This window comes from Streptomyces spirodelae (assembly GCF_017676385.1).
In the GTDB taxonomy this organism is placed as follows: Bacteria; Actinomycetota; Actinomycetes; order Streptomycetales; family Streptomycetaceae; genus Streptomyces; species Streptomyces spirodelae.
In genome coordinates this window covers 23,798-48,510 of sequence record NZ_JAFFZN010000037.1, presented here as the reverse complement: position 1 = coordinate 48,510, position 24,713 = coordinate 23,798, and the positions used below count along the sequence as shown (strand labels likewise).

The window sequence follows — 24,713 nt, the reverse complement described above, 5'->3', positions numbered from 1 at the left end:
ACCCGAGGACCCAAATGACCATCCGTGTGATGCTCGTCGACGATCAGGCGCTGCTGCGCACCGGTTTCCGTATGGTGCTGACAGCCCAGCAGGACATGGAGGTCGCGGCGGAGGCGAGCGACGGTGCGGAGGCACTGGCGGTACTGCGCGAGACCCCGGTGGACGTGGTGCTGATGGACGTACGGATGCCCAACGTCGACGGTGTGGAGGCCACCCGCCGGATCTGCGAGGGCGGCGAGGGCGGCCCCGGCAGCCCCAAGGTGCTGATACTGACCACCTTCGACCTGGACGAGTACGCCTTCTCCGCGCTCAAGGCCGGGGCGAGCGGCTTCATGCTCAAGGATGTGCCGCCCGGCGATCTGCTGGCCGCCATTCGCGCCGTGCACAGCGGTGACGCGGTGGTGGCGCCGAGCACCACGCGCCGGCTGATCGACCGCTTCTCCTCCGTGCTGCCCGCCACCTCCTCGGAGCCCGTCGCCAAGGAGCTGCAGCGCCTCACCGAGCGCGAGCGCGAGGTCCTCGTACTGATCGCGCAGGGCCTCTCCAACGGCGAGATCGCCGCCCAGCTGGTGCTCTCGGAGGCGACGGTGAAGACCCATGTGGGCCGCATTCTCGCCAAGCTGGAACTGCGCGACCGGGTGCAGGCGGTGGTGCTGGCTTACGAGACGGGACTGGTGCGGGCGGGCAGCTAACGAAGGACCGTCTCCAGGAAGTCGCTCCCCAGCCGAGCCACCACCTGTACGTCCAGCTGGTACTGCACATACCGTCCGCGCCGCCGCGAGGTGATCAGCCCGGCCTTCTTCAGCACGGCCAGATGGCGGGAGATCTCCGGCGAGCTGACCGCGTTGAGGTCGGCCAGTTCCGAGGTGGTGTAGGGACCGCGCGCCAGGCTCCGGCACATGCGCATCCGCATGGGGTGCGACAGCGCCTCCATCCGCAGGGTGAACTGCTCCACCGACAGCGGCCCGGAGAGCACCTCGCGTCCCGCCACCGGATAGTGCACAACAGGGCGCCACCCGTACCGGTGCAGCACCGACAGATGCGGCCACTGGTGGACGGACGGGATGAACGTCACTCCCGCGCCGACCGCCGGGGACACCGCGGTGGTCCAGGCGCTGGTCAGCTTGTCGACCTCGATGACCGAACCGTGCTCGTCGGTGCTGAGCGCGGGTGAGACCGCCTCCAGCGTCGCGGCCAGCCCTCTGCGGCGCAGCAGGTCCGTCTTCGCCCTGGCGTCGGCCGCCAGTTGGCCCCGCACCCGGTGCCAGGTGTCGGCGAAGAACGCCTGCTCGCAGTCCTCGAACAAGCGGCGCACCCATGCCCGCACGGTGGGCGGGTCCTCCAGCAGCCGCTCGGTGAACCGCCGCTGTTGCGGCCCTCGCGCGGCGGCCAGTTCGAGCGTGCGCTTTCGCACCACCGGGTCGGACAGTGGCGAGAGCGTCGCCTGCTCCGCGTAGCCGGTGGCGCAGGTGAACTCCAGCGCGGCGGTGACGAACTGTTCGTCGTCCAGCTTGTCCAGCAGATCCAGGTCCTCGGCCAGCGTCGCTGCGGGCTGTACGGAGGCGTCCCGCAGCCCGGCGAAGCCCATCAGGATGTCGGAGAACGCGGTGCGCCAGAGGAAGTCCGCCTCGCACAGCCGGTCGGCCAGGTCCGGCTTCAGCGCGGCGTTGGTGGCCGTCGCCCAGCCGTGTGCTCCGGGATGGTGCCCGGGCTCGGCCAGCACGTGCAGTGTGGCGCCCAGCTCCGCCAGGGGCGAGGGGGCGAACACGATGCGCTCCGGCGGCAGCCCCGCTATGTCGATGGTGACGCTCATGGCTCCATCCTCCCTCCTGACCTCGCTTTTTCTTCCCCGATTGACGAGCGGCGTCAATCGTCGGGGCGCCGATTGACGACCCTCGTCAACTCGCGTGCTGTGGCGGGAGACGCGCAGCAGTCTCGGGGCCATGAGCATCAGTGAGCAGTACGCATTGGACGTCTGGCGGCTCCGCTCCCAGGAGCAGCCGCCGCCACCGGAACCGGGTGCCCACGAGGCGAAGCTGCTGCGGGCGTGGTGGGTGGCTCGTAGGGAGGCCCGGAAGGCGCTCGGCACAACCGCGGAGGAAACGGCGGACCGAACCGTCGCCCGGTCCACGGACCGGCCCGTGAACGGGACCTCCGGCCGGACGGCGGACCGGACCCCCGGCCGGACCGTGCGGGGTACCGCACCCCGGTCCCTCCGGCGCCGCGCGCGGAGGGCTTAGCATGGCCTGGTCTCGTCCGGTACCGACGGCTGAGCGGACCGGAACGCATACGGAAGGCCACTTTCGTGAACGCACACCATCCCCACCTCCCGGACGGCACGGGAGGGCCCGATCCGTCGGGCCCGGCGCGGGCCGAGGACCGCCCGGCGCGGCTGTCCGTCGGCGTCGTCGGCGCCGGACGGGTCGGCCCGGCACTGGCGGCGGCGCTGCGGCTGGCCGGGCACCGTCCCGTCGCGGCCTCCGGCGTCTCGGACGCCTCGCGCCGCCGCGCCGCCGAGCTGCTCCCCGGAGTGCCGCTGGTGGACCCGGCCGAGGTGCTGGCCCGCTCCGAGCTGGTCCTGCTGACGGTGCCCGACGACGCGCTGCCGGACCTGGTGTCAGGGCTGGCGCGGACCGGTGCCGTCCGTCCAGGGCAACTGCTGGTGCACACCTCCGGCCGGTTCGGCGTCTCGGTGCTGGAGCCCGCGCTGCGCGCCGGAGCGCTGCCGCTGGCGCTGCACCCGGTGATGACGTTCACCGGCACCTCGGTGGACGTGCAGCGGCTGGCCGGCTGCGCGTTCGGGGTGACGGCGCCCGAGGAACTGCGGCTGGCGGCCGAGGCCCTGGTCATCGAGATGGGCGGCGAGCCGGAGTGGGTCGCCGAACAGGCGCGCCCGCTGTATCACGCGGCCCTCGCCATCGGGGCCAACCATCTGGTCACCCTCGTCAACCAGTCGATGGATCTGCTGCGCGCCACCGGTGTGCAGGCCCCCGACCGGATGCTGGGCCCGCTGCTGGGCGCTGCCCTGGACAACGGCCTGCGCTCCGGCGACGCCGCGCTGACCGGCCCGGTGGCGCGCGGCGACGCGGGCACTGTCGCCGCGCACATCGCCGAGCTGCGCCGCAGCGCGCCCGAGACGGTGGCCGGCTACCTCGCGATGGCCCGCGCGACCGCCGACCGGGCGCTCGCACACGGACTGCTCAAGGCGGAGCCCGCCGAGGCGCTGCTGGACGTCCTGGCGGCTTCCGGCAGCGAGGGCGGAGGTCCGGGCGGCAAGGGCGAGCGCAAGGGCCCAGGCGGCGAGAGCGAAGGGCCGGGCAGCGACGGTGACGTCGGCGGGGAGGCGGACACATGAGCCCGCACCTCGTCGCCACGGCGGCGGAACTGCGCTCCCTCGCCCGCGAAGCTGAACGCGCCGTCGTCATGACCATGGGCGCGCTGCACGAGGGCCACGCGGCGCTGGTGCGCGCGGCGCGCGAGCTGGTCGGCCCCGAGGGCCAGGTGGTGGTCACCGTCTTCGTCAACCCGCTCCAGTTCGGCGCCGGGGAGGACCTGGACCGCTACCCGCGCACTCTGGACGCCGACGTCCAGCTCGCCGGGAAGGAGGGCGCTGACGTGGTGTTCGCGCCGTCCGTGGCCGAGGTCTACCCGGGCGGCGAGCCCCAGGTGCGGATCTCCGCAGGGCCGATGGGTGCCGTGCTGGAGGGAGCTTTCCGCCCGGGCCACTTCGACGGGGTGCTCACCGTCGTCGCCAAGCTGCTCCACCTCACGGCGCCCGATGTGGCCTTCTTCGGGCAGAAGGACGCCCAGCAGCTCTCCCTGGTGCGCCGGATGGTGCGGGATCTGAACTTCCCCGTGGAGGTCGTCGCCGTCCCCACCGTCCGCGAACCCGACGGCCTCGCGCTCTCCAGCCGCAACCGCTATCTGAGCGACTCCGAGCGCGCCGGTGCCCTCGCCCTCTCGCGCGCCCTGCGCGCCGGCGAGCAGGCCGTGCCACAGGGCCCGGCAGCCGTCCTGCGGGCCGCGCGGCAGGTGCTGGAACCGGCCGCGGTGCGGCCCGGCGGCCAGGGCCTGGACGTGGACTACGTCGCGCTGGTCGATCCCGGGAGCTTCGCGGAGATCACCGACGACGTGTGGCGGGGTGACGCCGTCCTCGCCGTCGCGGCCCGCGCCGGCACCACCCGGCTGATCGACAACGTCCCCCTGCACTTCGGCACACCGCACCCCGCACAGCACCCCGGAGAAGCACGATGACCGCCCACAGCCGGCCACCCGCCACCCTCGGACCCGGCATAGCCGGCACCGCGCTGCCCGCGCCGCCGCCGGGCTGGAACCTGGACGCCGACGTGGTCGTCGTCGGCTCGGGGGTCGCCGGGCTGACCGCTGCGCTGCGCTGCGCGGCCGGCGGCGCCCGTACCGTCGTGGTCACCAAGGCCCGGCTGAACGCCGGATCGACCCGCTGGGCCCAGGGCGGCATCGCCGCCGCGCTGGGCGAGGGGGACAGCCCCGAGCAGCACCTGGACGACACCCTGGAGGCGGGGGTCGGGCTGTGCGACGAGAACGCGGTGCGCACCCTGGTCACCGAGGGCCCCGCGGCCGTACGGCGGCTCATCGAGGCGGGTGCCGACTTCGACCGCTCCGCCGAGACCGGGCAGATCGCGCTGACCCGTGAGGGCGGCCACCACCGCAACCGCATCGTCCACGCGGGCGGTGACGCCACAGGCGCCGAGGTCTCCCGCGCCCTGGTGGACGCCGTACGCGCACAGAACATCCGCACCATCGAAAACGCCCTCGTCCTGGACCTGCTCAAGGACGCGGACGGCCACACCGCGGGTGTCACCCTGCACGTCATGGGCGAGGGGCAGCACGACGGGGTCGGCGCGGTCCGCGCACCCGCCGTCGTCCTGGCCACCGGCGGCATGGGACAGGTCTACGCCGCGACGACCAACCCGGCGGTCTCCACCGGGGACGGGGTCGCTCTCGCACTGCGCGCCGGCGCGGAGGTCTCCGACCTGGAGTTCGTCCAGTTCCACCCGACGGTGCTCTATCTGGGCCCGGAGGCGGAGGGGCAGCAGCCGCTCATCTCCGAGGCCGTACGCGGGGAGGGCGCGCACCTGGTGGACGCCGACGGGGTGCGCTTCATGCAGGGTGCCCATCCGCTGGCCGAGCTGGCGCCGCGCGACATCGTGGCCAAGGGCATCATGCGGCACGCGGCCGAGCAGGGCACCGACCACATGTACCTGGACGCCCGGCACTTCGGCGCCGCCATGTGGGAGACCCGCTTCCCGACCATTTTCGCCGCCTGCCGGGCCCACGGCATCGACCCCGTAACCGAGCCCGTTCCAGTGGCACCGGCCGCGCACTACGCCAGCGGCGGCATCCGTACCGACCTGAGCGGCCGCACCACGGTGCCCGGCCTCTACGCCTGCGGGGAGGCCGCCTGCACCGGTGTCCACGGCGCCAACCGCCTGGCCTCCAACAGCCTGCTGGAGGGCCTCGTCTTCGCCGAGCGGATCGCCGAGTCGGTGCTGGCCGCAGGGCACCGGGCACCAGGACCCGCGGTCGTCGCCGAGGGCGGGCCCGCCGCGCCGCTGCTGCCCGCCGCCGCCCGCACCCGTATCCAGCACCTGATGACGGCGGGCGCCGGAGTCCTCCGCAGCGCCCGGTCCCTCTCCTCGGCGGCCGAGAAGCTGGCGGCCCTCACCGCCACAGTGGACGGGAAGAGCCCCGAGCCGGGCGTGGACACCTGGGAGACGGCCAATCTCCACCTGGTGGCGCGGGTGCTGGTGGCCGCGGCCCTCCGCCGCGAGGAGACCCGCGGCTGCCACTGGCGCGAGGACTTCCCGGACCGCGACGACGAGCAGTGGCGCCGCCACATCGTCGTCACCCTCGACAGCGCTGAGCGTCCCGGCGCCCGTTTCACCCTCCGTACGACCCGGACGACCGCCTTCCCCGCGGTCGCCGCCCCGCCCAAGGAGCAACAGTGACCGACGACCTCCCACTCCTCCAGATCGGCCAGGGCCCCTCGGGACCGTCCGAGCCGGGCGGTTGCGGCGACGGCTGCGGCTGCTCGTCGGAACCGGACGAGCTGGACCCGCTGGAGTGCGGCCTGGACCCCGACCTGGCGCAACTGCTGGCCGACGCGGGTCTCGACCCGGTGCAGGTCGAGGACATCGCCCACCTGGCCGTCGAGGAGGACCTCGACCGGGGCGTGGACGTCACCAGCGTCGCCACCATCCCGGAGGACGCCGTGGCGACGGGGGACTTCACCGCGCGCGAGTCGGGCACCGTCGCGGGGCTGCGGGTGGCCGAGGCGGTGCTGTCGGTGGTGTGCACCGACGAGTTCGAGGTGGAACGGCACGCGCTGGACGGCGACCGGGTGGAGGCAGGGCAGCGGCTGCTGACCGTCCGCACCCGTACCCGTGACCTGCTCACCGCCGAGCGCAGCGCGCTCAATCTGCTGTGCCACCTCTCCGGTATCGCGACCGCGACCCGGGCCTGGGCGGACGCGCTGGAGGGCACCGAGGCGCGGGTGCGCGACACCCGCAAGACCACGCCGGGGCTGCGCGCCCTGGAGAAGTTCGCGGTGCGCTGCGGCGGCGGCGTCAACCACCGGATGTCGCTCTCGGACGCCGCCCTGATCAAGGACAACCACGTGATCGCGGCGGGCGGTGTCGCGGAGGCGTTCGCGCGGGTGCGTGCCGAGTTCCCCGACATCCCCATCGAGGTGGAGGTCGACCGCCTCGACCAGATCCCGCCGGTGCTCGACCAGGGTGCCGATCTGCTGCTGCTGGACAACTTCACGCCGGGTATGACGGCGGAGGCCGTCACCCTGGTGGCGGGCCGGGCGCGGCTGGAGTCCTCCGGGCGGCTCACCCTGGCCAACGCGGCCGAGTACGCGGCCACCGGTGTGGACTTCCTCGCCGTCGGCTCGCTCACCCACTCGGCCCCGATCCTCGACATCGGCCTGGACCTGCGGGACGGCGGGGACCTGCGGGACGGCTCGGACGTGCGAGAGGGGCAGCGCTGATGTTGCTCACCATCGACGTCGGCAACACCCACACCGTGCTCGGCCTGTTCGACGGCGAGGAGATCGTCGAGCACTGGCGGATCGCGACCGAGGCACGTCGTACGGCGGACGAACTGGCCGTACTGCTGCACGGTTTGATGGGGATGCATCCGCTGCTCGGCGAGGAACTCGGCGACAACATCGAGGGCATCGCCATCTGTTCGACCGTTCCGTCCGTGCTGCACGAGCTGCGCGAGGTGACCCGTCGCTACTACGGCGACATTCCGGCGGTGCTGGTGGAGCCCGGGGTCAAGACGGGCGTGCCGATCCTGATGGACAACCCGAAAGAGGTCGGCGCCGACCGGATCATCAACGCGCTGGCCGCGGTCGAGCTGTACGGCGGCCCCTGCGTGGTGGTCGACTTCGGTACGGCCACCACGTTCGACGCGGTCTCGGCGCGCGGCGAGTACGTCGGCGGGGTCATCGCCCCCGGTATCGAGATCTCCGTGGACGCGCTGGGCATGCGCGGCGCACAGCTGCGCAAGATCGAGATCGCCCGGCCGCGCAGCGTCATCGGGAAGAACACCGTCGAGGCGATGCAGGCGGGCATCGTCTACGGCTTCGCGGGCCAGGTGGACGGTGTCGTCAACCGGATGGCTGCCGAACTGGCGGACGACCCCGAGGATGTCACCGTGATCGCGACCGGCGGACTCGCCCCCATGGTGCTGGGTGAGTCGACGGTGATCGACGAGCACGAGCCGTGGCTGACGCTGATCGGGCTGCGCCTGGTGTACGAACGCAACGTCGACCGGAACTAGGCGGTGTCCCGTGGGCCTTCGGCCCAGTCCAGGGAGACGGCACGACAGGCTTCGACGAGGGAGTCGATCTGGTCGAGCACGCACGCGGAACTGATTTTTATCGTCGGTGCCTGCCGCGGAGCGCTCGCCGCCGGGACGGGTAGTACGTCCTGGAAGACCCACCGGCGCAGATGCACAACTCCGCCGGGGATGCTGAAGGATTCGAGGAATCCGAGCCCGCGTGTCCGGAAAGCCTCACGCAACATGAGGGTCCGGTCAGGCCGTCCGCCGTCCGTGCTTCTCGCGCTGCCTCGGACGGAGGGACACGCGGCGGCGCGCCCCTCCAATGACGCGGGTCAGGCGCTCAGGCGCGGCCCTCGTAGTACCTGCACGTGGCGGTCTTGATCTCCCCGTTGTCCTTCAGACAGACGTGCAGCCAGATCCGCTTGTTCTCCGGCAGGTTGAAGTTCCACGTCCTCGAGCCACCGGCGCCGCCGCTGTAGGTGCGCGCACGGAGCGTCTTGCCGTTCCCGTCGGCCAGGGCGGCGCGGACGCCGGCGCCGTCCGCAGCGCGGTCCGAGATGGTCAGGTAGTCGCCCTTCTCCTGGTAGCGGGCGACACCGGCGCCCGGCTCCCACCAGCTTGTTCCGCGGGTGGCCACCTCGATGTTGGCGGCGTACGCCTCGGTGCTCAGGGTGCCGACGAGCGCACCCGCCGCAGCCATCGTCCCGCCGGTGGTGAGCACGCGCCGCAGCCTGCTCGTTCCGTTTCTCTGCATCTCATGTCCCTTCTGCGTGCCCGCTCCGCCGAGTCGGCCGGGAGCGTGGCACGCGACGCTGTGGCTGCACATTCGGCTGTTCGTGCGAACAAGTGAGTGCTTGAGCCTGGGACCGTAGTGCATCGTTCCGCGTCCGCTCCGGCTGTCCGACGGCCGCTGATACCGTCCCCGTCCCCCTGCGCACCCGCTTTGTCCCGCGCCGTACGTGATGACGGTCGACGAGGACATCAGCCGGAGACACTGCCGATGCAGAATCCGTATACGACGACAACTGCCCTGGTGCCGTCCTTCGCCCATCGCCGGGGCACCGCCTTTTGGCGCGGCTTCCCGGCGCGCAGGGCCGCCACGCCGTGAATCGGGCGATAAGCACATTTAGCTCTTACACCCTCTATCGTCGCCTCATGCCCACGCCATACGGTTCCCGAGGCGGCGTGGCGTTCGGCCCGCACGAGCTGCGTGTGCTCGGCGGCGCTCTCGCCATCGCCCTCCAGTCCGACCCCGCGCCCGACCAGGCCCGGGAGTACCTGCGGCTCGCCCAGGCCGTGGACGAGACGATCCGTGAGGGCGCCCGGCTGCGCTCCTTCGTACGGGCTGAGCTCGCTCGCTACCGCGCCGCCCTGCCGGGTGCCGCAGCGGGCTACCTGGACCAGCTGGAGGCGGCCCTCGACGCCGGGTACCTTCCCGTCCCCGCCGACCTCTCCGCGCTCCGCACCCTGGCCGCCCGGCCGGTGGGCGGGCGCGAGAGGGCCCGCCGCAAGGCTCTGCTCCGGCGCGTCGAGGCGGCTCGCATCCCCCGGGTCCGCCGGCCCCACGACGAGCGGCCGGGCAGCCGCGTCCCCGCCGTCCGCCCCTCCGCGGCGCGCGTCCCCGGCGTCCGCCCCTCCGCCGCTCGCTCCGCCCGCGACGCCGCCCTCGGCGGCTCCAGCGTCCCCGGCGTGCCCCGCGTCCGCGACTGCGGCGATCTCGGCCACCGTCGCGATCTTGCCGTCCGCATCCCCGCCGTCCGCGCTTCCGAGGAGGGCGAGCAGGGCGACGACGGGCCCGAGCCGTCACCGCAGCGGCAGGGGAAGCCCTCGCCCGGCCCGGCGAAGCCCGGCCCTGCCAAGCGCCCCGGCTCCCCGCAGCCCGCCGCGCCCTCCCGGCCGGTGCCCACCCCCGCCGAGGTCTTCCCGCCCCGCCGCCGGCAGTCACCCTCCACGCCTCCGCCCACGCCGCCTTCCGAGCCGCCCCCGGCGGAGCCGCCCGCTGAGACGGAGCCGGAGCAGTCGGGGCCCGGCGGGCGGCCGGGGCCCGCGGCGCGGGGTCTCGCCGTTCCGGCCTGACCCGGCGCTCGGCCCGCCCCCGGCCCGGCATATGCCCGGCGGTCCGTTCAGGGGGGCCCGTCCGGGCCTGAGGTCTGGCGTTACCCTGGGGGTCGGTTCACCGAGGAGGCCCAGTCATGGACTACGTCGCCGCACTGACCCCGCCGCTCGTGATGGCGGTGGCATTCACGGCGCTCATCGTGACGATCGTCAGGACCCAGGGCGGTGCCAACAAGGCCAAGGAGGACGGCCTCGTGGACGCCGCCGTCTCGCGGGCCGAGGCGGCCCGACAGAAGCGCCGGAGCTGAACTTCGCAAGCCCGCACGCGGCCGCCCGTGTGACCCGGGGTGCTTCTGCTCCACCCCGCCCTGATCCACCTCGCCCGCCTTCCGGTTAATTCCCTCGATTCGGACATTTTCCACTATTATTCTTCTGTGCCGAGGCCATTGGGAGAGCTGGAAGATGCCGTGATGACCCGGGTATGGCGCTGGAACCGCCCGGTCACCGTGCGGGAAGTCCTCGAGGATCTCCAGAAGGAACGCACCGTCGCCTACACGACGGTGATGACCGTAATGGACAACCTGCGCCAGAAGGGCTGGCTGAGGCGGGACCAAGAAGGCCGCGCCTATCGATATGCGGCCGTCTCCACCCGGGCCGCATACTCCGCGGCTCTCATGCACGAGGCATGGTCGGCCAGCGACAACCCCGCCGCGGCTCTTGTCGACTTCTTCGGGATGATGTCGCCGGAACAGACCGAAGTCCTCCGCACCGCCTTGCGTGTCGCACATCTGAACGGAGTCCATCTCGATCCCCCCGCTGCGGGCGGCGATGGCGAGGGCCGATAGCGTCCGTTCATGGCAGAACGCGCACCGCTATCCCAGGTCACCATCCGCAGGGCACGTACGGCCGATGTCCCGGCGGTGCGTCGGCTGATCGACGCCTACTCGCGCGACCGCATCCTCCTCGACAAAGCAACCGTGACCCTTTACGAGGACATCCAGGAGTTCTGGGTCGCGGAACGGGACGCGGACGCGGAAGTCGTCGGATGCGGCGCGCTGCACGTCATGTGGGAAGATCTCGCGGAGGTCAGGACCCTGGCCGTCGACCCCTCCCAGCGCGGAACGGGCGTCGGTCATCTGCTGCTGGAGAAGCTCCTGCGCACGGCCCGGTGGATCGGGGTGCGGCGGATTTTCTGTCTCACCTTCGAAGTGGACTTCTTCGCCAAGCACGGCTTCACGGAGATCGGCGAGACCCCGGTGGACGGCGATGTCTACAGCGAGCTGTTGCGTTCCCCCGACGAGGGCGTGGCCGAGTTCCTCGGACTCGAACGGGTGAAGCCCAACACCTTGGGCAACAGCCGCATGCTGCTGTATCTGTGAAGCGACGGGCGGGACGCCGCCACTATGTCCGAAAGATCCCGCCAATCCCAGCGCAGCAGCGGGGCAAACTCAGCACAGGGTTTGTGTTTCTCCCAAAAAAGCGGTTTGCTTTCCACGTCGGTATCTGTAATCCGTTATCCAGGACGAATGGGAGTAGCAGGTGGCACAGAAGGTTCAGGTTCTTCTTGTCGACGACCTCGACGGTGGCGAGGCGGACGAGACGGTGACGTTCGCGCTGGACGGTAAGTCCTACGAGATCGACCTCACCACCGCTAATGCGGACAAGCTCCGTTCCGCTCTGGAGCCCTATCTGAAGAACGGCCGGCGTACCGGTGGCCGTTCCTCGCGCGGAAAGGGGAGCCGCACCGGCTCCGCTTCCGGCAGCAGCCAGGACACCGCGAAGATCCGCGCGTGGGCCAAGGAGCAGGGTTACGAGGTCAATGACCGCGGTCGCGTTCCGGCCAGCATTCGCGAGGCGTACGAGAAGGCCAACGGCTGACGCATTCCGGCTCACAGGCCGACCCTGACCCCGATGGTCGTCCCGGTCCGGGAGGCCCCCGTGCGGCGGCCTCCCCAGGGGCCCCGGGTCCGCCGGGGCCGCCTGACGCCACCCTTGTCACACGCTGTTGATTCCCGTCACCCACCGTGCCCGCACTACGGTGCCCCCGGGAGGGCCGCCCGCGTGTTCGCCCTCAGCGGATGTGGGGTGCGGCTTCCGGCCGATGCCGCATGGATTGTCACCGCGAGCGGGTAAGAAGGCTCTATCAGCCAGGAAGCCCCAGGTGGCAGGGGCGGAGCGGGGGTGCTCTGTGACAGGTGCCGCCGCAAGGCGAGTGCGTCGGTGCGGGGGTGTTCGCCTTCGGCGTAGTGGATCCAGGTGAATACGCCTGGCCTGCGGGAACATCGTCTCGCACCATCGGGTTGGAACTGTTGTCGGCTGTCCGGGGCAGGAGGCGCATGATCGACTGGGCTGGCGTCGGCAGTTGGAATGAGCGGTCCCCCGTTGCGGGACTAAGCTGCGGAAGGACAGCGAGGGGAGCGTCCCCTCACTGCCTGACCGCTCTGAGGAGCGATTAACGATGTTCGAGAGGTTCACCGACCGCGCGCGGCGGGTTGTCGTCCTGGCTCAGGAAGAAGCCCGGATGCTCAACCACAACTACATCGGCACCGAGCACATCCTTCTGGGCCTGATCCACGAGGGTGAGGGTGTCGCCGCTAAGGCACTGGAGAGCCTCGGGATCTCGCTTGAGGCTGTCCGCCAGCAGGTGGAGGAGATCATCGGACAGGGCCAGCAGGCGCCGTCCGGCCACATCCCCTTCACTCCTCGTGCCAAGAAGGTGCTGGAGCTGTCGCTCCGCGAGGCCCTTCAGCTCGGCCACAACTACATCGGTACCGAGCACATCCTGCTGGGGCTGATCCGCGAGGGCGAGGGCGTGGCCGCCCAGGTCCTCGTCAAGCTCGGCGCTGACCTGAACCGGGTGCGCCAGCAGGTGATCCAGCTCCTGTCCGGTTACTCCGGTGGCAAGGAAGCCGCCACGGCCGGCGGACCCGCCGAGGGCACGCCGTCCACCTCGCTCGTGCTGGACCAGTTCGGCCGCAACCTCACGCAGGCTGCCCGCGAGTCCAAGCTCGACCCGGTCATCGGGCGCGAGAAGGAGATCGAGCGGGTCATGCAGGTCCTGTCCCGCCGTACGAAGAACAACCCCGTGCTCATCGGTGAGCCCGGCGTCGGCAAGACCGCCGTCGTCGAGGGGCTGGCGCAGGCCATCGTCAAGGGTGAGGTGCCCGAGACCCTCAAGGACAAGCACCTCTACACCCTCGACCTGGGCGCGCTGGTCGCCGGCTCCCGCTACCGCGGTGACTTCGAGGAGCGCCTGAAGAAGGTGCTCAAGGAGATCCGTACGCGCGGCGACATCATCCTGTTCATCGACGAGCTGCACACCCTGGTCGGCGCGGGCGCCGCCGAGGGCGCCATCGACGCGGCGAGCATCCTCAAGCCGATGCTGGCCCGCGGCGAGCTGCAGACCATCGGTGCCACGACGCTGGACGAGTACCGCAAGTACCTGGAGAAGGACGCGGCCCTGGAGCGCCGCTTCCAGCCCATCCAGGTCGCGGAGCCGTCCCTGCCGCACACGATCGAGATCCTCAAGGGTCTGCGCGACCGGTACGAGGCGCACCACCGCGTCTCCATCACCGACGCGGCCCTGGTCGGCGCGGCCACGCTGGCCGACCGCTACATCTCGGACCGCTACCTGCCCGACAAGGCCATCGACCTGATCGACGAGGCGGGCTCGCGGATGCGCATCCGCCGGATGACCGCTCCGCCGGACCTGCGCGAGTTCGACGAGAAGATCGCGAACGTGCGCCGGGACAAGGAGTCCGCGATCGACTCGCAGGACTTCGAGAAGGCCGCCTCCCTCCGTGACACGGAGAAGCAGCTGCTGGCCGAGAAGGCCAAGCGGGAGAAGGAGTGGAAGGCCGGCGACATGGACGTCGTCGCCGAGGTGGACGAGGAGCTGATCGCCGAGGTCCTGGCGACAGCCACCGGCATCCCGGTCTTCAAGCTCACCGAGGAGGAGTCCAGCAGGCTCCTGCGCATGGAGGACGAGCTGCACAAGCGCGTCATCGGCCAGGAGGACGCCATCAAGGCGCTCTCCCAGGCGATCCGGCGCACCCGTGCGGGTCTGAAGGACCCCAAGCGCCCCGGTGGCTCGTTCATCTTCGCCGGCCCGTCCGGCGTGGGTAAGACGGAGCTGTCCAAGACGCTGGCGGAGTTCCTGTTCGGGGACGAGGAGGCGCTGATCTCCCTCGACATGTCGGAGTTCGGCGAGAAGCACACCGTCTCGCGGCTCTTCGGCTCCCCGCCCGGCTACGTCGGCTACGAGGAGGGCGGCCAGCTCACCGAGAAGGTGCGCCGCAAGCCGTTCTCCGTCGTCCTCTTCGACGAGGTCGAGAAGGCACACCCGGACATCTTCAACTCGCTGCTGCAGATCCTGGAGGACGGTCGGCTGACCGACTCCCAGGGCCGGGTCGTGGACTTCAAGAACACGGTCATCATCATGACGACCAACCTCGGCACCCGGGACATCTCCAAGGGCTTCAACCTCGGCTTCACCGCCCAGGGCGACGTCCGCGCGGGATACGAGCGGATGAAGGCGAAGGTCAACGACGAGCTCAAGCAGCACTTCCGGCCCGAGTTCCTCAACCGTGTCGACGACACGGTCGTCTTCCACCAGCTCACCCAGGACGACATCATCCGCATCGTCGACCTGATGATCACGCAGGTGGACGAGCGGCTGAAGGACCGTGACATGGGCATCGAGCTGAGCCAGGACGCCAAGGAGCTGCTCGCCAAGAAGGGCTACGACCCGGTGATGGGCGCCCGGCCGCTGCGCCGGACGATCCAGCGCCAGATCGAGGACGTGCTGTCGGAGAAGATCCTCTTCGGCGATCTGCGGCCTGGTCACATCGTGGTCGTGGACACCGAAGGCGAGGGCGAGGCCAAGAGCTTCACCTTCCGCGGTGAGGAGAAGTCCGCCCTTCCGGACGCGCCCCCGGTGGAGTCCGCCGCGGGCGGCGGCCCCAACCTGAGCAAGGAAGCGTGACCGGCCTGACGGCCTGAGCGCTGCACCGCGTGAGAGGGACCGGCCCGGACGGGCCGGTCCCTCTCACGCTTTCCTACGACAGAATCCGTATCCCGTCCGGCACCCCGCTCACCCTCGGTAGCCGGGGATTCACCCGCAGCGTCGCCAGATTGGGAAACGCGGCCAGCCACCCCATCGGCACGCCGAGGTCGTAGGCGAGCCACAGGTGGGTGAGCTGTTCGTGGACCAGCCCCTCCAGCAGTTCGTCGGGGGTGAAGGGCCCGACGATCTGCACGCGTGCCCGCCCGCCCAGCTTCCGCAGCGCGGCCAGCTCGAACCGGTCCGAGACGGGAAAGTACAGCCCCTCCGGATCGAGGTGGGCGATGATCTCCTCGGCGTACCGGTCGGTGTCGAAACTGCGCCATCCCCGCGCCAGCTCGGCGCGCAGCTCCAGCGAGGCCCGGTTCCGCAGCTGGGCGAGGTAGTGGATGGCCGCGTCGTCGTTGATCCGGGTGACGGTCACCGCCAGCCGGTGGGCCTCCTTGTCCGAGACGGCGCTGGGCTCGGGCAGCATCTCCAGCACGATGGGACCCACCCACCCCAGGCTGCGGGCACCCTCCAGACTGGTGGGCCGCACCATATGGCGGGTCTCGCGCCGGATACGGGCGTGGGTTTCCGGGTCCAGCTCGGTGACGTGCTCCAGGCAGGCGGCCGCCAGCAGCCGCCGCCGGTTGCGCTGCAGACCCTTGCGGCCGGGCGCCAGCAGACCGCCCAGCAGCCGGGCGCATTCGGCGGGGCGCGCGTGGGCGACGGCCATCCGGATGACCTCTTCCCACTCGGTCTCGTGGGCGTGGTCGAGCAGCATGTCGATGGCACCCTGCTCGACGGCCTCCTTGGCGGCGAGGTAGTCCTGCACGGTGCGGTGGACGAACTCCACGGACCGGTCGGACTGTTCCCGCAGCAGCCCGGTGCGCAGCAGCAGGTGGTTGAAGATGTCCTCTGGTCCGCCCTGCCCCGCGGTGGACGGGATGGCGGGCAGATGGCGGGATATCTCCTCCAGCGCCTCCTCCATCGTCAGCTCGGTCCGCCGGTCGACCAGCATCCGGTAGGCGAGCTTCCGCAGCAGCCGCTCCCGCGCGCCGCGCCGCAGCTTGACCGCGTCCGCGTACAGCACACGGCGCTCCGGGTCCCGGCGCTGCAGGAGCATCTCCATGGCGGCCTCGTACAGCTCCTTGCGGCCCTGCGGCAGTGAGCCGGACCGGTCGCGGTTGAGCGCGCAGATCAGCCCGCACATCAGCGGATTGGTCGCCAGGCCGCGCAGCTCGCGGTAGAGGGGGATGGAGGACAGCAGTTGGTCGCGGTAGTCGGCCAGCCGCTGGTGGTCCTTGCCCTCGTCGTCGGCGGCCGCCGCGTGCCAGGCGGTGATGAAGGCAGCCACCTGGTCCCGGCTCATGGGGGCCAGCGAGAGCTCGTCGAAGCCCTCGTCGGCCAGCCAGTTCGGCTCGACGGCGGAGGGGCGTGCGGTGACCAGGCAGAAGTTGCCCGAGTAGATCCGCATCAGCCGGCGCAACTGGTCGCGCAGCGCCGCCCGCTCGGACTCGGGCACCTCGTCGATGCCGTCCACCAGCAGCAGCCCGCGCTCCTCGGTGAGCACCCGCGCCACCCAGCCGTCGGGCGCCTCGTCGGCCAGCGGATGGCGTACGGCCCGCAGGAAGTCGTCAGGCGAGGGGAAGCCCTCGCGCGCGAAGCGGCGTACGGGCAGGACGAGGGGGATGCGGCCGCGCAGCGAGTCCAGCTCGGGCGGCAGTACATCGCGGGCCGTGGAGACGGCGAGCCACTGCACCAGCGTCGTCTTGCCGGCCCCCGCGACCCCGCGCAGCAGCACCCGTTCGTGGCCGCCCAGCGCCCGGTCGGCTGCCAGTACGGGCTCGCCGCTGTCGTCGCCGTTCCCCTCGCGCCGGTCCGGGCTGTCGAACTCGGCGCTGAGGCTGAGATAGGTGGCGTCCAGTGACCAGTTGTCCGGGGTGTTGGGGTTCGGCAGATCGATCCCGTAGATGGTCACACGGTTGTACTGCTCGGCAATGGAACGGGCGTACCTGGCCTCGAACTCGGCGTCCACGGCGGACGGCTCAGGACGGCCCCGCACCGCCTCCACATCGTTGAGGTCGATCAATTGCCGTATCCGATGGGCGCGTTCCGGCATGTGGTCGGCGAGGACCGGGGAGCGGCGGATCAGGTGGTGCAGCAGATGCAGACAGACGGTGACCAGCAGCCGGTCGTGGAACCAGGCGGCGTCCGCGCTCAGCTCCCGGTCCGCGCCGGGAACGGCGGAGCGCAGCTTGCGCGCGAAGTCCTGCGGCCCCAGCCGGACGGCTTGTACGTCCGTGGTGTCCAGCTCGCCGGTGATCCACAGCGTCCGGGAGAGCACGGCGGCCACGGGCTGCTCGTCCTCGGGCGGCAGCCGGTAGGCGGGCGCGGTCAGCCCCACCAGTTCCTGGGCCAGCGACAGCAGTGACTCGTACGACAGCGGCGGGTTCTCCCCGCGGAATGTGACGAGCCGCGCCAGCAGTTCTTCCTCGTCGGCCCGCGCCCTGTCGGGCGTGGCCTCGACGGGCAGCAGCAGCTGGCAGACGAGCGGGTCGGCGACGGACGAGGCGAGCCGGACGGCGGGGTCCATACGTGGGGACTCCCTGGCGGGGGCGACGGTGGTCTGTTGACTGGTCGATGACCAGCGTAGGCCGTACGTGTGGCTTTGGTCACCCTGTGTTCGCGTCAGCCTCGGCGGGGTGAGGGCGTGACGGTGACCTCGATGTGCGGGGGGAGGGAGGAGAGGTCGAGGGGGCCCTGGGGGCGGTGGAGGATGAGGTGCCGGAAATTCGGGAGCTCAGCCAGAGGCGCGAGATCGAGCGAGTCGGCGGGTTGGGTGAGCTGAAGCGTATTCAATGAAGGGAAGATTTCGAGGAACGACCGCATCTGGATCGGTCTTCCTTGGAGAAGCAGCCGCAGACGGGTCAATCCCGCCAACAGCACTCCGGACCTCCGCAGCATGACGAGGTGGTGCTGCTCGCAGGTGAGCTCCTGGAGACAGGGAAGTTCGGCCAACTCCCTCCAGTCCTCTTCCGGGAGCCTGGGCCGCACATTGACGAGATTCAGCGCTGTCAGCTTCCGGAGCGCCGAGATGCCTGTGATGCTGGTGTTCTCAGGAAGTAGAAGAACCTCGAGTTCGGTGAGGGGGGCGAGCCGTGCCAGCTGGGGACATGGGGTTCCTTCCCGCATCCCCAGCCAGCGGAGGCCGGGCAGTGCCTCGATCCCCTCCAGGTGCGCGAGCGTCGTCATGTCCCACAGATACAGCGTGGTCAGGGGCAGGCCGGCCAGGGGCGCGAGGTCCGTCACCGGGCACTCACGAAGGTCCAGCTCGTCCAGGTTCTGGAAGGACCGGACGAAGTCGAGCCGTTGAACGGCAGGGTTGCGTGAGAGTGCCAGCTCCACCAACTCGTCGGGTGAGGGCTGGGCCTGAAGAATCTTGTGCTCGGCGAACGCGCCTCTGATACGCGAGGTCGAGCGCTGCCCCAGCCTGCGCAGCCAAGCAAGGTGTTCATCGGTGCTCGCGGTGACGCGCACCCCGCGCCAGTCCGGCAGGTGCGCGAGGATCTCCTTCGCGTACGCGTCCGCGTCGAACCGGTCCCAGTGGCCGGCCAATTGCTGGAGCACAGCCGATGACGGATGGTCCACGAACCGCTTCAGCAGGACGAGGGCCGCGTCGGTGCCCATCTGCGCTGCAGCATGGGCCACGGCCACCGCCTCATCCTCGTCCAACTCCTCCAGCCCCGAAAACAGATCCAGCACCACCCCACCCAGCGGCACCAGTTCCTTGGCCTCATCGATGCTCCGCGGCGGAATCAGCTCCCTCGCCCGCTTCTCCACCTCCTCCCGCACCGCCGGGTCCAGCTTCGTCGCGTGCTCCAGGCAGGCCATCGCCAGCAGATGCAGCCGAGCCCGGCACTCGGGCTCGGCGTCGCCGCGCTGCACCAGCCCGCGCAGCAGCCGCGCCCGCTCATCAGGCCGGGCGTGGGCGACGGCCATCCGTACGACGTCCTCCCACTGGTCCAGATGCGCGCTGTGCACCAGTACACCGAAGTCGCGCTCTTCCACCGCCGCCTTGGCACCCAGATGGTCCTGGAAGGTGCGGTGCACGAAATCGACGGCCCCATGTCCCGGCTCGCGCAGCAGTCCCGACCGCACCAGCAGGAAGCGGAAGATCTCCGTTGCGGAGCCCTGCTCCGCGACGTACGGCATCGCGGGCAGCATCCGTTCCACCAGCTCCACGGCGTCGGACTGCGCCATCTCGGAGCGGCCGTTGCGGATCAGCCAGTAGGCGAGTTTCTGCAACAGCTCGACCTGGGAGTCCTCGTCCAGTTCGACGCTCGCCGGATGCGCCGCGTACACGGCCCGCTCCCGGTCGCGTCGTTCCAGCAGCATCGACAGGGCCGCGTCGTACAGCGCCTTGCGGCCGCGCGGCAGGAAGCCGTGCCGTTCCCTGTGCAGGGCGCACAGCAGCCCGCACATCAGCGGATTGGTGGCCAGCAGGGACAGGTCGGGGCGGGCCCGTACGGCGGTACGCAGCGCGTCGGCCAGATCCTCCTCGGCTTCCGCCGCCGCGTGCCAGCGGTCGATGAACAGGTCGACGTCGGCGGGGCGCATGGGGGAGAGGGACAGCTCGGTGAAGTCGTCGCCGCCCAGCCAGTTCTCGCGTACGGCGGAGGGGCGTGAGGTCACCAGGAGGAGGTTGTCCGGGTAGGCCAGCGTCAGGTCGCGCAGCCAGGCGCGGATACGCGTGCGCTCTTCCTCGGGCACCTCGTCGATGCCGTCGACCAGCAGCACCCCGCGCCCGGCCGCCAGTACCCGGTCGGCCCAGCCACCGGGCTGCGCACCGGCCAGCGGACAGCCGACGGCGGCCAGGAAGTCGGCGGGCGGCGGCAGCGCAGCGCCGCCCCGGGTGAGGGTGCGCAGCGGCAGGACGAACGGCACCCGGCCGATCAGATGGGCGAGCTGTCCGGTCAGCTCGGACTGGCGCGCCGTGGTGACGGCGAGCCACTGGACGAGCGTCGTCTTCCCGGACCCCGCGATGCCGCGCAGCAGTACCCGCCGATGGCCGGAGAGCGCCTGCTCGACGGGCTGGGGGTCCGCCGTGCCGTCGCTGCCCGTGCCCTTCCAGCCGGCTTCCTGGTGCGGCCCGCTCTGACCGGCTGTCGACGTGGCGTGAAGGCTCAGATACGCGGTGTCCAGCGGCCACTCGTTGGCCTGCTGCACGTCGATGCCGTAGATGGTCAGGGTGCGGTGCTTGTTGGCGATGTAGCGCGCGTACTGCTGCTCGAACCCGGCGTCCTGCGCGGACTGGGAGGGCACGCGCTCGATCAGTACGTCGATGAGGGTGACCAGGTCGCCGAGCTTGCGGCTCTGCTCGACCAGGGTGCGGGCGACGAAGGTGGAGCGCCTGGTGAGGAAGTGCAGGATGTGCAGGCAGGCGGTCTCCAGCAGCCGGTGGTAGAGCGCGTCCTCGGCGGGCCCGGCGCCCGGCTGCGCGTCGTGCATGGTGGCCTGCGCGTGCAGGGCGCGGGCGAAGTCGGTGTGGCCCAGGCTGACGGCCTCCACATCGCTGAGGCCGATGTCCCCCAGCGCGTGCAGGGTGTCGGCCAGCCGGGCGGCCACCTGCTCCGCCTCACTGGGGGACGGCGCCTCCTGCGGGCCGAGGTCCCGCACGGCGCGGCGGACCAGTTCCCCGGCGAGCTTCTCCAGGTCGGGCCGGCCCAGCTCGGTTTTCTCGCCGCTGAAGGAGACGAGCGCACGGAGGCGCACCGGCCGGTCCACCAACCCGGCGCCCGCCGCCTCCGTCACGAACAGGCGTTTGACCAGTGGCGCCAGCACGCTGGAGGCGATGCGCAGTCCGGCGACGCCCGCGTCCATCCGTAACCCCCGTTCGGCATCGACTCCCCGCAGTACGGGGTCGCGTACGGCGAGCAAGCGTAGAGGTGCCCGCGCGCCGCGTCGATGAGGGCCCCCTCCCGCCCTCCGGGACCCTCGGGGTGAGCGGGGCCATATGACCCGGACCACTTCCGGCGCGCGCGGGCCGTGAGGTGCGGCACAGGGATTTCGGGGGGTACGAAGCGCGATCGGAGACACGGGGGCGCACCGGGCTCGGACTGCCGGGGGCGGGGCTTGCGCCGGGAGCACCGAGTGACCTGGGTCTCTCATGCTACTACGTGGCTCTTTAGTAATAACGGTCCTTGATGTCCGATTTCTGGGCGGCTACCAAGGGGGTCGCGTCCACATCGAGGCGCACTCCACGAACCCCCCTCCCGGAGGTAGCACCCCTATGACGATGTCTAGGACCACCAAGCGCGCCAGGACCTACACCACGGCGCTGGCCGCCGGTCTCGGCGCGTCGATGGCCCTGGGGGCCGGCACCGCGATCGCAGCAGCGAAGGCCGAGGCCCAGCACGACATCTTCCGGACCAGCACGGCAGCCAGCCTCGCCGAGTCCACGAAGGCCCAGGCAGAGGCGGACCGCAAGGCCGCCGAGGCCGCCAAGAAGGCGAAGCAGCGCGCCGCCGAGGCGAAGAAGCGCGCGGCTCAGAAGGCGGCACGCGACGCCAAGCGGCTGCAGGTCTCCTGGACCAAGCCGGTCACGGGCAAGTACGAGCTGAGCGCCTCCTACGGCAAGGCGGGCGGCCGCTGGGCCCACAACCACTCCGGGCAGGACTTCGCCGTCAAGGTCGGCACCCCGGTGATGTCCGTGCACAAGGGCACGGTCGTCAAGGCCGGCCCGAACGGCGCGGGCGACGGCCCGGCCTACGGCAACGCGATCGTGATCCGGCACGACAACGGTGCGTACTCGCAGTACGCGCACCTGTCGGAGGTCAACGTCAAGCCCGGCCAGCAGGTCAAGACCGGCCAGACCATAGCCAAGTCCGGCAACACCGGTAACTCCTCGGGGCCGCACCTGCACTTCGAGATCCGTAAGGGTCCGAACTACGGCACGGCCGTCGACCCGCAGGCCGCCATGCGCGCCGTCGGCGTCACCTTCTGACCCAGGCCCGCAAGAGGGCCGCGGCCCCCGGGGTCGCTCGGCCCGCCCACAGATCGCTCCGGTTCAGGGGACGTACCGGAGTCGGCAGCAGCGCCCGTCACTCACGTGACGGGCGCTGCCCGTTTCTCAGGGGCGTGAGGGTGCGGTCGGCCGGGACGGTCATGTGCCGCTGGGACGGTCAGGTGCCCGCTGGGACGGTCAGGTGCCCGACGGGGAGCCCGCGCCGTGGTGGGCAGCCGTGACCAGGTCCTGGGCGACCTCCAGGGCCGCCTTGCGCTTCTCCTCCTGGTCGGCGTCGGTGCCCTGCAGGGTGAAGAAGGTCGAGTGCATGGTGAACAGCGCGGAGGCGCAGCGGACCTGGTCGGAGAGGGCGGCGTCCTGGTCCTTGATCAGCTCCAGGAGCGTGAGGATGCGCTGCTTCATCAGCTCGCCGATGGACAGCTCGCGCAGCGCGGCCTGGTTCTCGTGCATGAAGCGGACCAGCGGGAAGGCGTTGCTGATGCACTCGCTGTAGCGGTTGAGGATCTCCAGCTTCGTCTCCAGCGAGGTCGGCTGGTGCGCCTCGGCCCAGGTGATCACCTCGTCGGCCGGGCCCAGCACCAGATCCTCGAAGAGGCTGGTGACCAGGTCTTCCTTCGTCTTGAAGTGGTAGTAGAGCGCCGCTTTGGTGACGCCGAGATGCTCGGCGATCTCCCTGAGCGAGGTCTTCTCGTAACCGCGCTCAGCGAACAGCTCCAGTGCCACGTCCTGGATGCGCTGACGGGTGTTTCCCCTGCTCATGCCGACCCCTTCAAAACTTACTTGACGCCCGGCTAGGAGCGCCCTACCTTATCCATCGTACTGAACTAGCCGTGCGGCAAGTAAGTGGCAAGCAAAAGGGGAGTGGCCGCGCATGGGTGCGAGTGGCGCGACAAACGGGGCGGAGCGGGGCATGGAGGGCACCAACGGCAAGGAAAGGTCGAGCCCGGGTCAAGGGAAACCCAAGGCGGAGACCGCCGAGGCGGTCGAGACCGCCGCGCCCGATGGGGCAGCCGAGGGCGGCAAGGCCGCCGAAGGCACCACCGACGGCGGGCCGAAGCCGCGGAGCATGTACCTGGTCATGTTCTCGCTGATGATCGCCGTCCTGCTCGCGATGCTGGACAACATGATCGTGGGCACCGCCATGCCCACCATCGTCGGTGAGCTCGGCGGCCTGGAGCACCTCTCCTGGGTCGTCACCGCCTACACCCTCACCACGGCCGCCTCCACGCCCATCTGGGGCAAGCTCGGCGACATGTTCGGGCGCAAGGGGGTCTTCCTCGCCTCCATCGTCCTCTTCCTCGCCGGCTCGATGACCTCGGGCGCGGCCCAGACCATGGGCCAGCTCATCGGCTTCCGCGCCCTCCAGGGCCTGGGCGCGGGCGGGCTGATGGTCGGCGCCATGGCGATCATGGGCGATCTGGTGCCGCCCCGTGAGCGCGGCAAGTACATGGGCATGATGGCCGGAGTGATGTCGCTGGCCATGATCGGCGGTCCGCTCGTCGGCGGCACTCTCACCGACCACCTCGGCTGGCGCTGGGCCTTCTACATCAACCTGCCGCTGGGGGCCGTCGCGCTCGCGATGGTCGGCACCGTCCTGCACCTGCCGAAGAAGCGCACCCAGGGCCGTATCGACTACACCGGCGCCGTGCTGCTGACCCTCGGCATCACCGCCGCCGTGCTCGTCACCAGCTGGGGCGGCACCGAGTACGACTGGGGCTCGGCCACCATCGTCGGCCTCGGAGCACTGGCCGTGGTCGCGCTGATCGCCTTCCCCTTCGTCGAGCGGCGGGTGGCCGAGCCGATACTGCCGCTGCGGGTCTTCCGCAGCAGCAACTTCTCGCTGGTCGCCTTCATCGGCTTCCTGCTCGGTTTCGTGATGTTCGGCTCGATGACCTTCCTGCCGCTCTACCAGCAGAGCGTCCAGGGCGCCTCGGCCACCAACTCCGGGCTGCTCCTGCTGCCCGTGCTGCTGCCGATGATGGTCGTCTCCGTGGTCACCGGCCGTGCCACCACCAAGACGGGGAAGTACCGCATCTACCCCATCGTGGGCGGCGCGCTGATACCCGTCGGCCTCTTCCTGCTGGCGCAGATGGACGTCGGCACCAGCAGGGTGACGTCCGGCCTCTATATGGCCGTGCTCGGAGCGGGCATGGGCTTCCTGATGCAGCTGACCATGCTCATCGCGCAGAACAGCGTGGAGCTCAAGGACATGGGCGTCGCCTCATCGACGACCACCCTCTTCCGCACCATCGGCGGCTCCTTCGGCGTCGCTCTGATGGGCACCATCTTCGCCCGCCGAGTGGAGGACGCCATGCGGGAAAGCGCGGCGGCAGCCGGCAACGGGGTCGGCGGATCGGCCGCCAAGCTCACCGAGGGCGGTGCCCAGCTCGACGCCGCCTCCCTGGAGAAGCTGCCCGAGCAGATCCGGGCGGCGTACGAGCACGCAGTGGTCAACGGCACCCACGCGGTCTTCCTGCTCGCGGCGGGGGTCACGGTGCTCGCCTTCGTCGCCGCGTGGTTCATCAAGGAGGTCCCCCTCAAGGATGCCGCAGCGCAGCGGCCGGAACCGCAGGACGGTGTCCCCACCGGGGGGACCGGCGAACCGGGCTCCGCCGCGTCGGCCCCCGAGGCACGGGACCTCGACACCACGGAGGACGAGTCCGCCCGGGCCGACGGGCGAGCCGGCGTAGGAGCCTGAGCCGAGGCGGCTCCCTCTTGCCCTGGGGCCGCCCGCCACTGCCCAGCAGGGGTGCCCCT

Annotated in this window: 20 protein-coding genes; 14 read left to right on the top strand and 6 right to left on the bottom strand. The window is 70.8% G+C overall.

The genetic code is table 11. From position 1 onward, the window contains the following. Positions 1-14: 14 nt before the first annotated feature. Positions 15-692 carry a response regulator gene (locus JW592_RS29640; RefSeq protein ID WP_209268335.1) on the top strand — a complete coding sequence of 226 codons (678 nt, stop codon included), beginning with the start codon at positions 15-17 and terminating at the stop codon, positions 690-692. Here JW592_RS29640 and JW592_RS29635 read toward each other — a convergent pair. Further along, positions 689-1,813, bottom strand: coding sequence for a DUF5937 family protein (locus tag JW592_RS29635; protein ID WP_209268334.1), 1,125 nt, complete (start codon positions 1,811-1,813; stop codon positions 689-691). The two genes, JW592_RS29640 and JW592_RS29635, sit on opposite strands and share 4 nt — an antisense overlap. Positions 1,814-2,305: 492 nt before the next feature. On the opposite strand from JW592_RS29635, the gene JW592_RS29630 reads away from it, so the two are divergent. Genes JW592_RS29630 through JW592_RS29610 form a run of 5 tightly spaced genes read left to right on the top strand, consistent with a single transcriptional unit; the run spans position 2,306 to position 7,827 of the window. Further along, the gene (locus JW592_RS29630) at positions 2,306-3,355 is read left to right on the top strand and encodes a Rossmann-like and DUF2520 domain-containing protein (protein ID WP_209268333.1); all 1,050 of its coding nucleotides are present in this window, start codon (positions 2,306-2,308) and stop codon (positions 3,353-3,355) included. Further along, positions 3,352-4,254 (top strand): pantoate--beta-alanine ligase, encoded by a 903-nt coding sequence (gene panC / locus JW592_RS29625; protein ID WP_209268332.1) that lies wholly within the window; start codon positions 3,352-3,354, stop codon positions 4,252-4,254. Before JW592_RS29630 ends, panC begins: the two co-directional genes overlap by 4 nt. Beyond that, complete coding sequence (locus JW592_RS29620; RefSeq protein ID WP_209268331.1) at positions 4,251-5,987, top strand: L-aspartate oxidase; 1,737 nt, start codon at positions 4,251-4,253, stop codon at positions 5,985-5,987. Before panC ends, JW592_RS29620 begins: the two co-directional genes overlap by 4 nt. Further along, complete coding sequence (gene nadC / locus JW592_RS29615; protein ID WP_209268330.1) at positions 5,984-7,030, top strand: carboxylating nicotinate-nucleotide diphosphorylase; 1,047 nt, start codon at positions 5,984-5,986, stop codon at positions 7,028-7,030. Before JW592_RS29620 ends, nadC begins: the two co-directional genes overlap by 4 nt. Continuing rightward, entirely contained in the window at positions 7,030-7,827 is a 798-nt protein-coding gene (locus tag JW592_RS29610) for a type III pantothenate kinase (protein ID WP_209268329.1), read from the top strand. Before nadC ends, JW592_RS29610 begins: the two co-directional genes overlap by 1 nt. On the opposite strand, the gene JW592_RS29605 is transcribed toward JW592_RS29610, so the two are convergent. Then, positions 7,824-8,072, bottom strand: coding sequence for a hypothetical protein (locus tag JW592_RS29605; protein ID WP_209268328.1), 249 nt, complete (start codon positions 8,070-8,072; stop codon positions 7,824-7,826). The two genes, JW592_RS29610 and JW592_RS29605, sit on opposite strands and share 4 nt — an antisense overlap. A 98-nt stretch (positions 8,073-8,170) precedes the next feature. Further along, a complete protein-coding gene (locus JW592_RS29600) occupies positions 8,171-8,584 on the bottom strand; it encodes a hypothetical protein (protein WP_209268327.1) in 414 nt (137 codons plus the stop codon). 401 nt (positions 8,585-8,985) lie between these two features. Here JW592_RS29600 and JW592_RS29595 point away from each other — a divergent pair, with 401 nt between their 5' ends. From JW592_RS29595 to JW592_RS29570, 6 genes are all read left to right on the top strand, one after another. Further along, a complete protein-coding gene (locus JW592_RS29595; RefSeq protein ID WP_229377067.1) occupies positions 8,986-9,906 on the top strand; it encodes a hypothetical protein in 921 nt (306 codons plus the stop codon). 116 nt (positions 9,907-10,022) lie between these two features. Further along, complete coding sequence (locus tag JW592_RS29590; protein ID WP_209268326.1) at positions 10,023-10,193, top strand: hypothetical protein; 171 nt, start codon at positions 10,023-10,025, stop codon at positions 10,191-10,193. 126 nt (positions 10,194-10,319) lie between these two features. After that, positions 10,320-10,730, top strand: coding sequence for a BlaI/MecI/CopY family transcriptional regulator (locus JW592_RS29585; protein WP_209268355.1), 411 nt, complete (start codon positions 10,320-10,322; stop codon positions 10,728-10,730). A 9-nt stretch (positions 10,731-10,739) separates the two neighbouring features. After that, positions 10,740-11,264 carry an amino-acid N-acetyltransferase gene (locus tag JW592_RS29580; protein ID WP_209268325.1) on the top strand — a complete coding sequence of 175 codons (525 nt, stop codon included), beginning with the start codon at positions 10,740-10,742 and terminating at the stop codon, positions 11,262-11,264. A gap of 160 nt (positions 11,265-11,424) precedes the next feature. Next, positions 11,425-11,763: a histone-like nucleoid-structuring protein Lsr2 gene (locus JW592_RS29575; RefSeq protein WP_209268324.1), complete on the top strand. Its 339-nt coding sequence runs from the start codon at positions 11,425-11,427 to the stop codon at positions 11,761-11,763. Positions 11,764-12,343: 580 nt separating this feature from the next. Further along, positions 12,344-14,869 (top strand): ATP-dependent Clp protease ATP-binding subunit, encoded by a 2,526-nt coding sequence (locus JW592_RS29570; protein WP_209268323.1) that lies wholly within the window; start codon positions 12,344-12,346, stop codon positions 14,867-14,869. Between the two features lie 73 nt (positions 14,870-14,942). On the opposite strand, the gene JW592_RS29565 is transcribed toward JW592_RS29570, so the two are convergent. Together JW592_RS29565 and JW592_RS29560 are read right to left on the bottom strand one after the other, a co-directional pair. Then, positions 14,943-17,525, bottom strand: a complete 2,583-nt coding sequence (locus JW592_RS29565; RefSeq protein ID WP_209268322.1) for an NACHT domain-containing protein — start codon at positions 17,523-17,525, stop codon at positions 14,943-14,945. A gap of 95 nt (positions 17,526-17,620) precedes the next feature. After that, positions 17,621-20,812 carry an NACHT domain-containing protein gene (locus JW592_RS29560; RefSeq protein WP_209268321.1) on the bottom strand — a complete coding sequence of 1,064 codons (3,192 nt, stop codon included), beginning with the start codon at positions 20,810-20,812 and terminating at the stop codon, positions 17,621-17,623. A gap of 409 nt (positions 20,813-21,221) precedes the next feature. Here JW592_RS29560 and JW592_RS29555 point away from each other — a divergent pair, with 409 nt between their 5' ends. Beyond that, positions 21,222-21,935 carry a M23 family metallopeptidase gene (locus tag JW592_RS29555; RefSeq protein WP_209268320.1) on the top strand — a complete coding sequence of 238 codons (714 nt, stop codon included), beginning with the start codon at positions 21,222-21,224 and terminating at the stop codon, positions 21,933-21,935. Positions 21,936-22,133: 198 nt separating this feature from the next. Here the strand turns inward: JW592_RS29555 and JW592_RS29550 are convergent, their stop codons facing one another. After that, positions 22,134-22,715, bottom strand: a complete 582-nt coding sequence (locus tag JW592_RS29550; protein ID WP_209268319.1) for a TetR/AcrR family transcriptional regulator — start codon at positions 22,713-22,715, stop codon at positions 22,134-22,136. Between the two features lie 307 nt (positions 22,716-23,022). Here JW592_RS29550 and JW592_RS29545 point away from each other — a divergent pair, with 307 nt between their 5' ends. Then, on the top strand, positions 23,023-24,654 hold the full coding sequence (locus JW592_RS29545; RefSeq protein ID WP_229377076.1) for an MDR family MFS transporter: 1,632 nt from the start codon (positions 23,023-23,025) through the stop codon (positions 24,652-24,654). Positions 24,655-24,713: the final 59 nt, after the last annotated feature.

What these genes read in the sequence shown, in the direction of transcription:
- JW592_RS29560 (WP_209268321.1), bottom strand. Translation starts at nt 20,812, where the DNA reads ATGGACGCGGGCGTCGCCGGACTGCGCATCGCCTCCAGCGTGCTGGCG.
- JW592_RS29640 (WP_209268335.1), top strand. Translation starts at nt 15, where the DNA reads ATGACCATCCGTGTGATGCTCGTCGACGATCAGGCGCTGCTGCGCACC.
- JW592_RS29555 (WP_209268320.1), top strand. Translation starts at nt 21,222, where the DNA reads ATGACGATGTCTAGGACCACCAAGCGCGCCAGGACCTACACCACGGCG.
- JW592_RS29595 (WP_229377067.1), top strand. Translation starts at nt 8,986, where the DNA reads ATGCCCACGCCATACGGTTCCCGAGGCGGCGTGGCGTTCGGCCCGCAC.
- JW592_RS29565 (WP_209268322.1), bottom strand. Translation starts at nt 17,525, where the DNA reads ATGGACCCCGCCGTCCGGCTCGCCTCGTCCGTCGCCGACCCGCTCGTC.
- panC (WP_209268332.1), top strand. Translation starts at nt 3,352, where the DNA reads ATGAGCCCGCACCTCGTCGCCACGGCGGCGGAACTGCGCTCCCTCGCC.
- JW592_RS29550 (WP_209268319.1), bottom strand. Translation starts at nt 22,715, where the DNA reads ATGAGCAGGGGAAACACCCGTCAGCGCATCCAGGACGTGGCACTGGAG.
- JW592_RS29545 (WP_229377076.1), top strand. Translation starts at nt 23,023, where the DNA reads ATGTACCTGGTCATGTTCTCGCTGATGATCGCCGTCCTGCTCGCGATG.
- JW592_RS29610 (WP_209268329.1), top strand. Translation starts at nt 7,030, where the DNA reads ATGTTGCTCACCATCGACGTCGGCAACACCCACACCGTGCTCGGCCTG.
- JW592_RS29635 (WP_209268334.1), bottom strand. Translation starts at nt 1,813, where the DNA reads ATGAGCGTCACCATCGACATAGCGGGGCTGCCGCCGGAGCGCATCGTG.
- JW592_RS29605 (WP_209268328.1), bottom strand. Translation starts at nt 8,072, where the DNA reads ATGTTGCGTGAGGCTTTCCGGACACGCGGGCTCGGATTCCTCGAATCC.
- JW592_RS29620 (WP_209268331.1), top strand. Translation starts at nt 4,251, where the DNA reads ATGACCGCCCACAGCCGGCCACCCGCCACCCTCGGACCCGGCATAGCC.
- JW592_RS29590 (WP_209268326.1), top strand. Translation starts at nt 10,023, where the DNA reads ATGGACTACGTCGCCGCACTGACCCCGCCGCTCGTGATGGCGGTGGCA.
- JW592_RS29580 (WP_209268325.1), top strand. Translation starts at nt 10,740, where the DNA reads ATGGCAGAACGCGCACCGCTATCCCAGGTCACCATCCGCAGGGCACGT.
- JW592_RS29600 (WP_209268327.1), bottom strand. Translation starts at nt 8,584, where the DNA reads ATGCAGAGAAACGGAACGAGCAGGCTGCGGCGCGTGCTCACCACCGGC.
- JW592_RS29570 (WP_209268323.1), top strand. Translation starts at nt 12,344, where the DNA reads ATGTTCGAGAGGTTCACCGACCGCGCGCGGCGGGTTGTCGTCCTGGCT.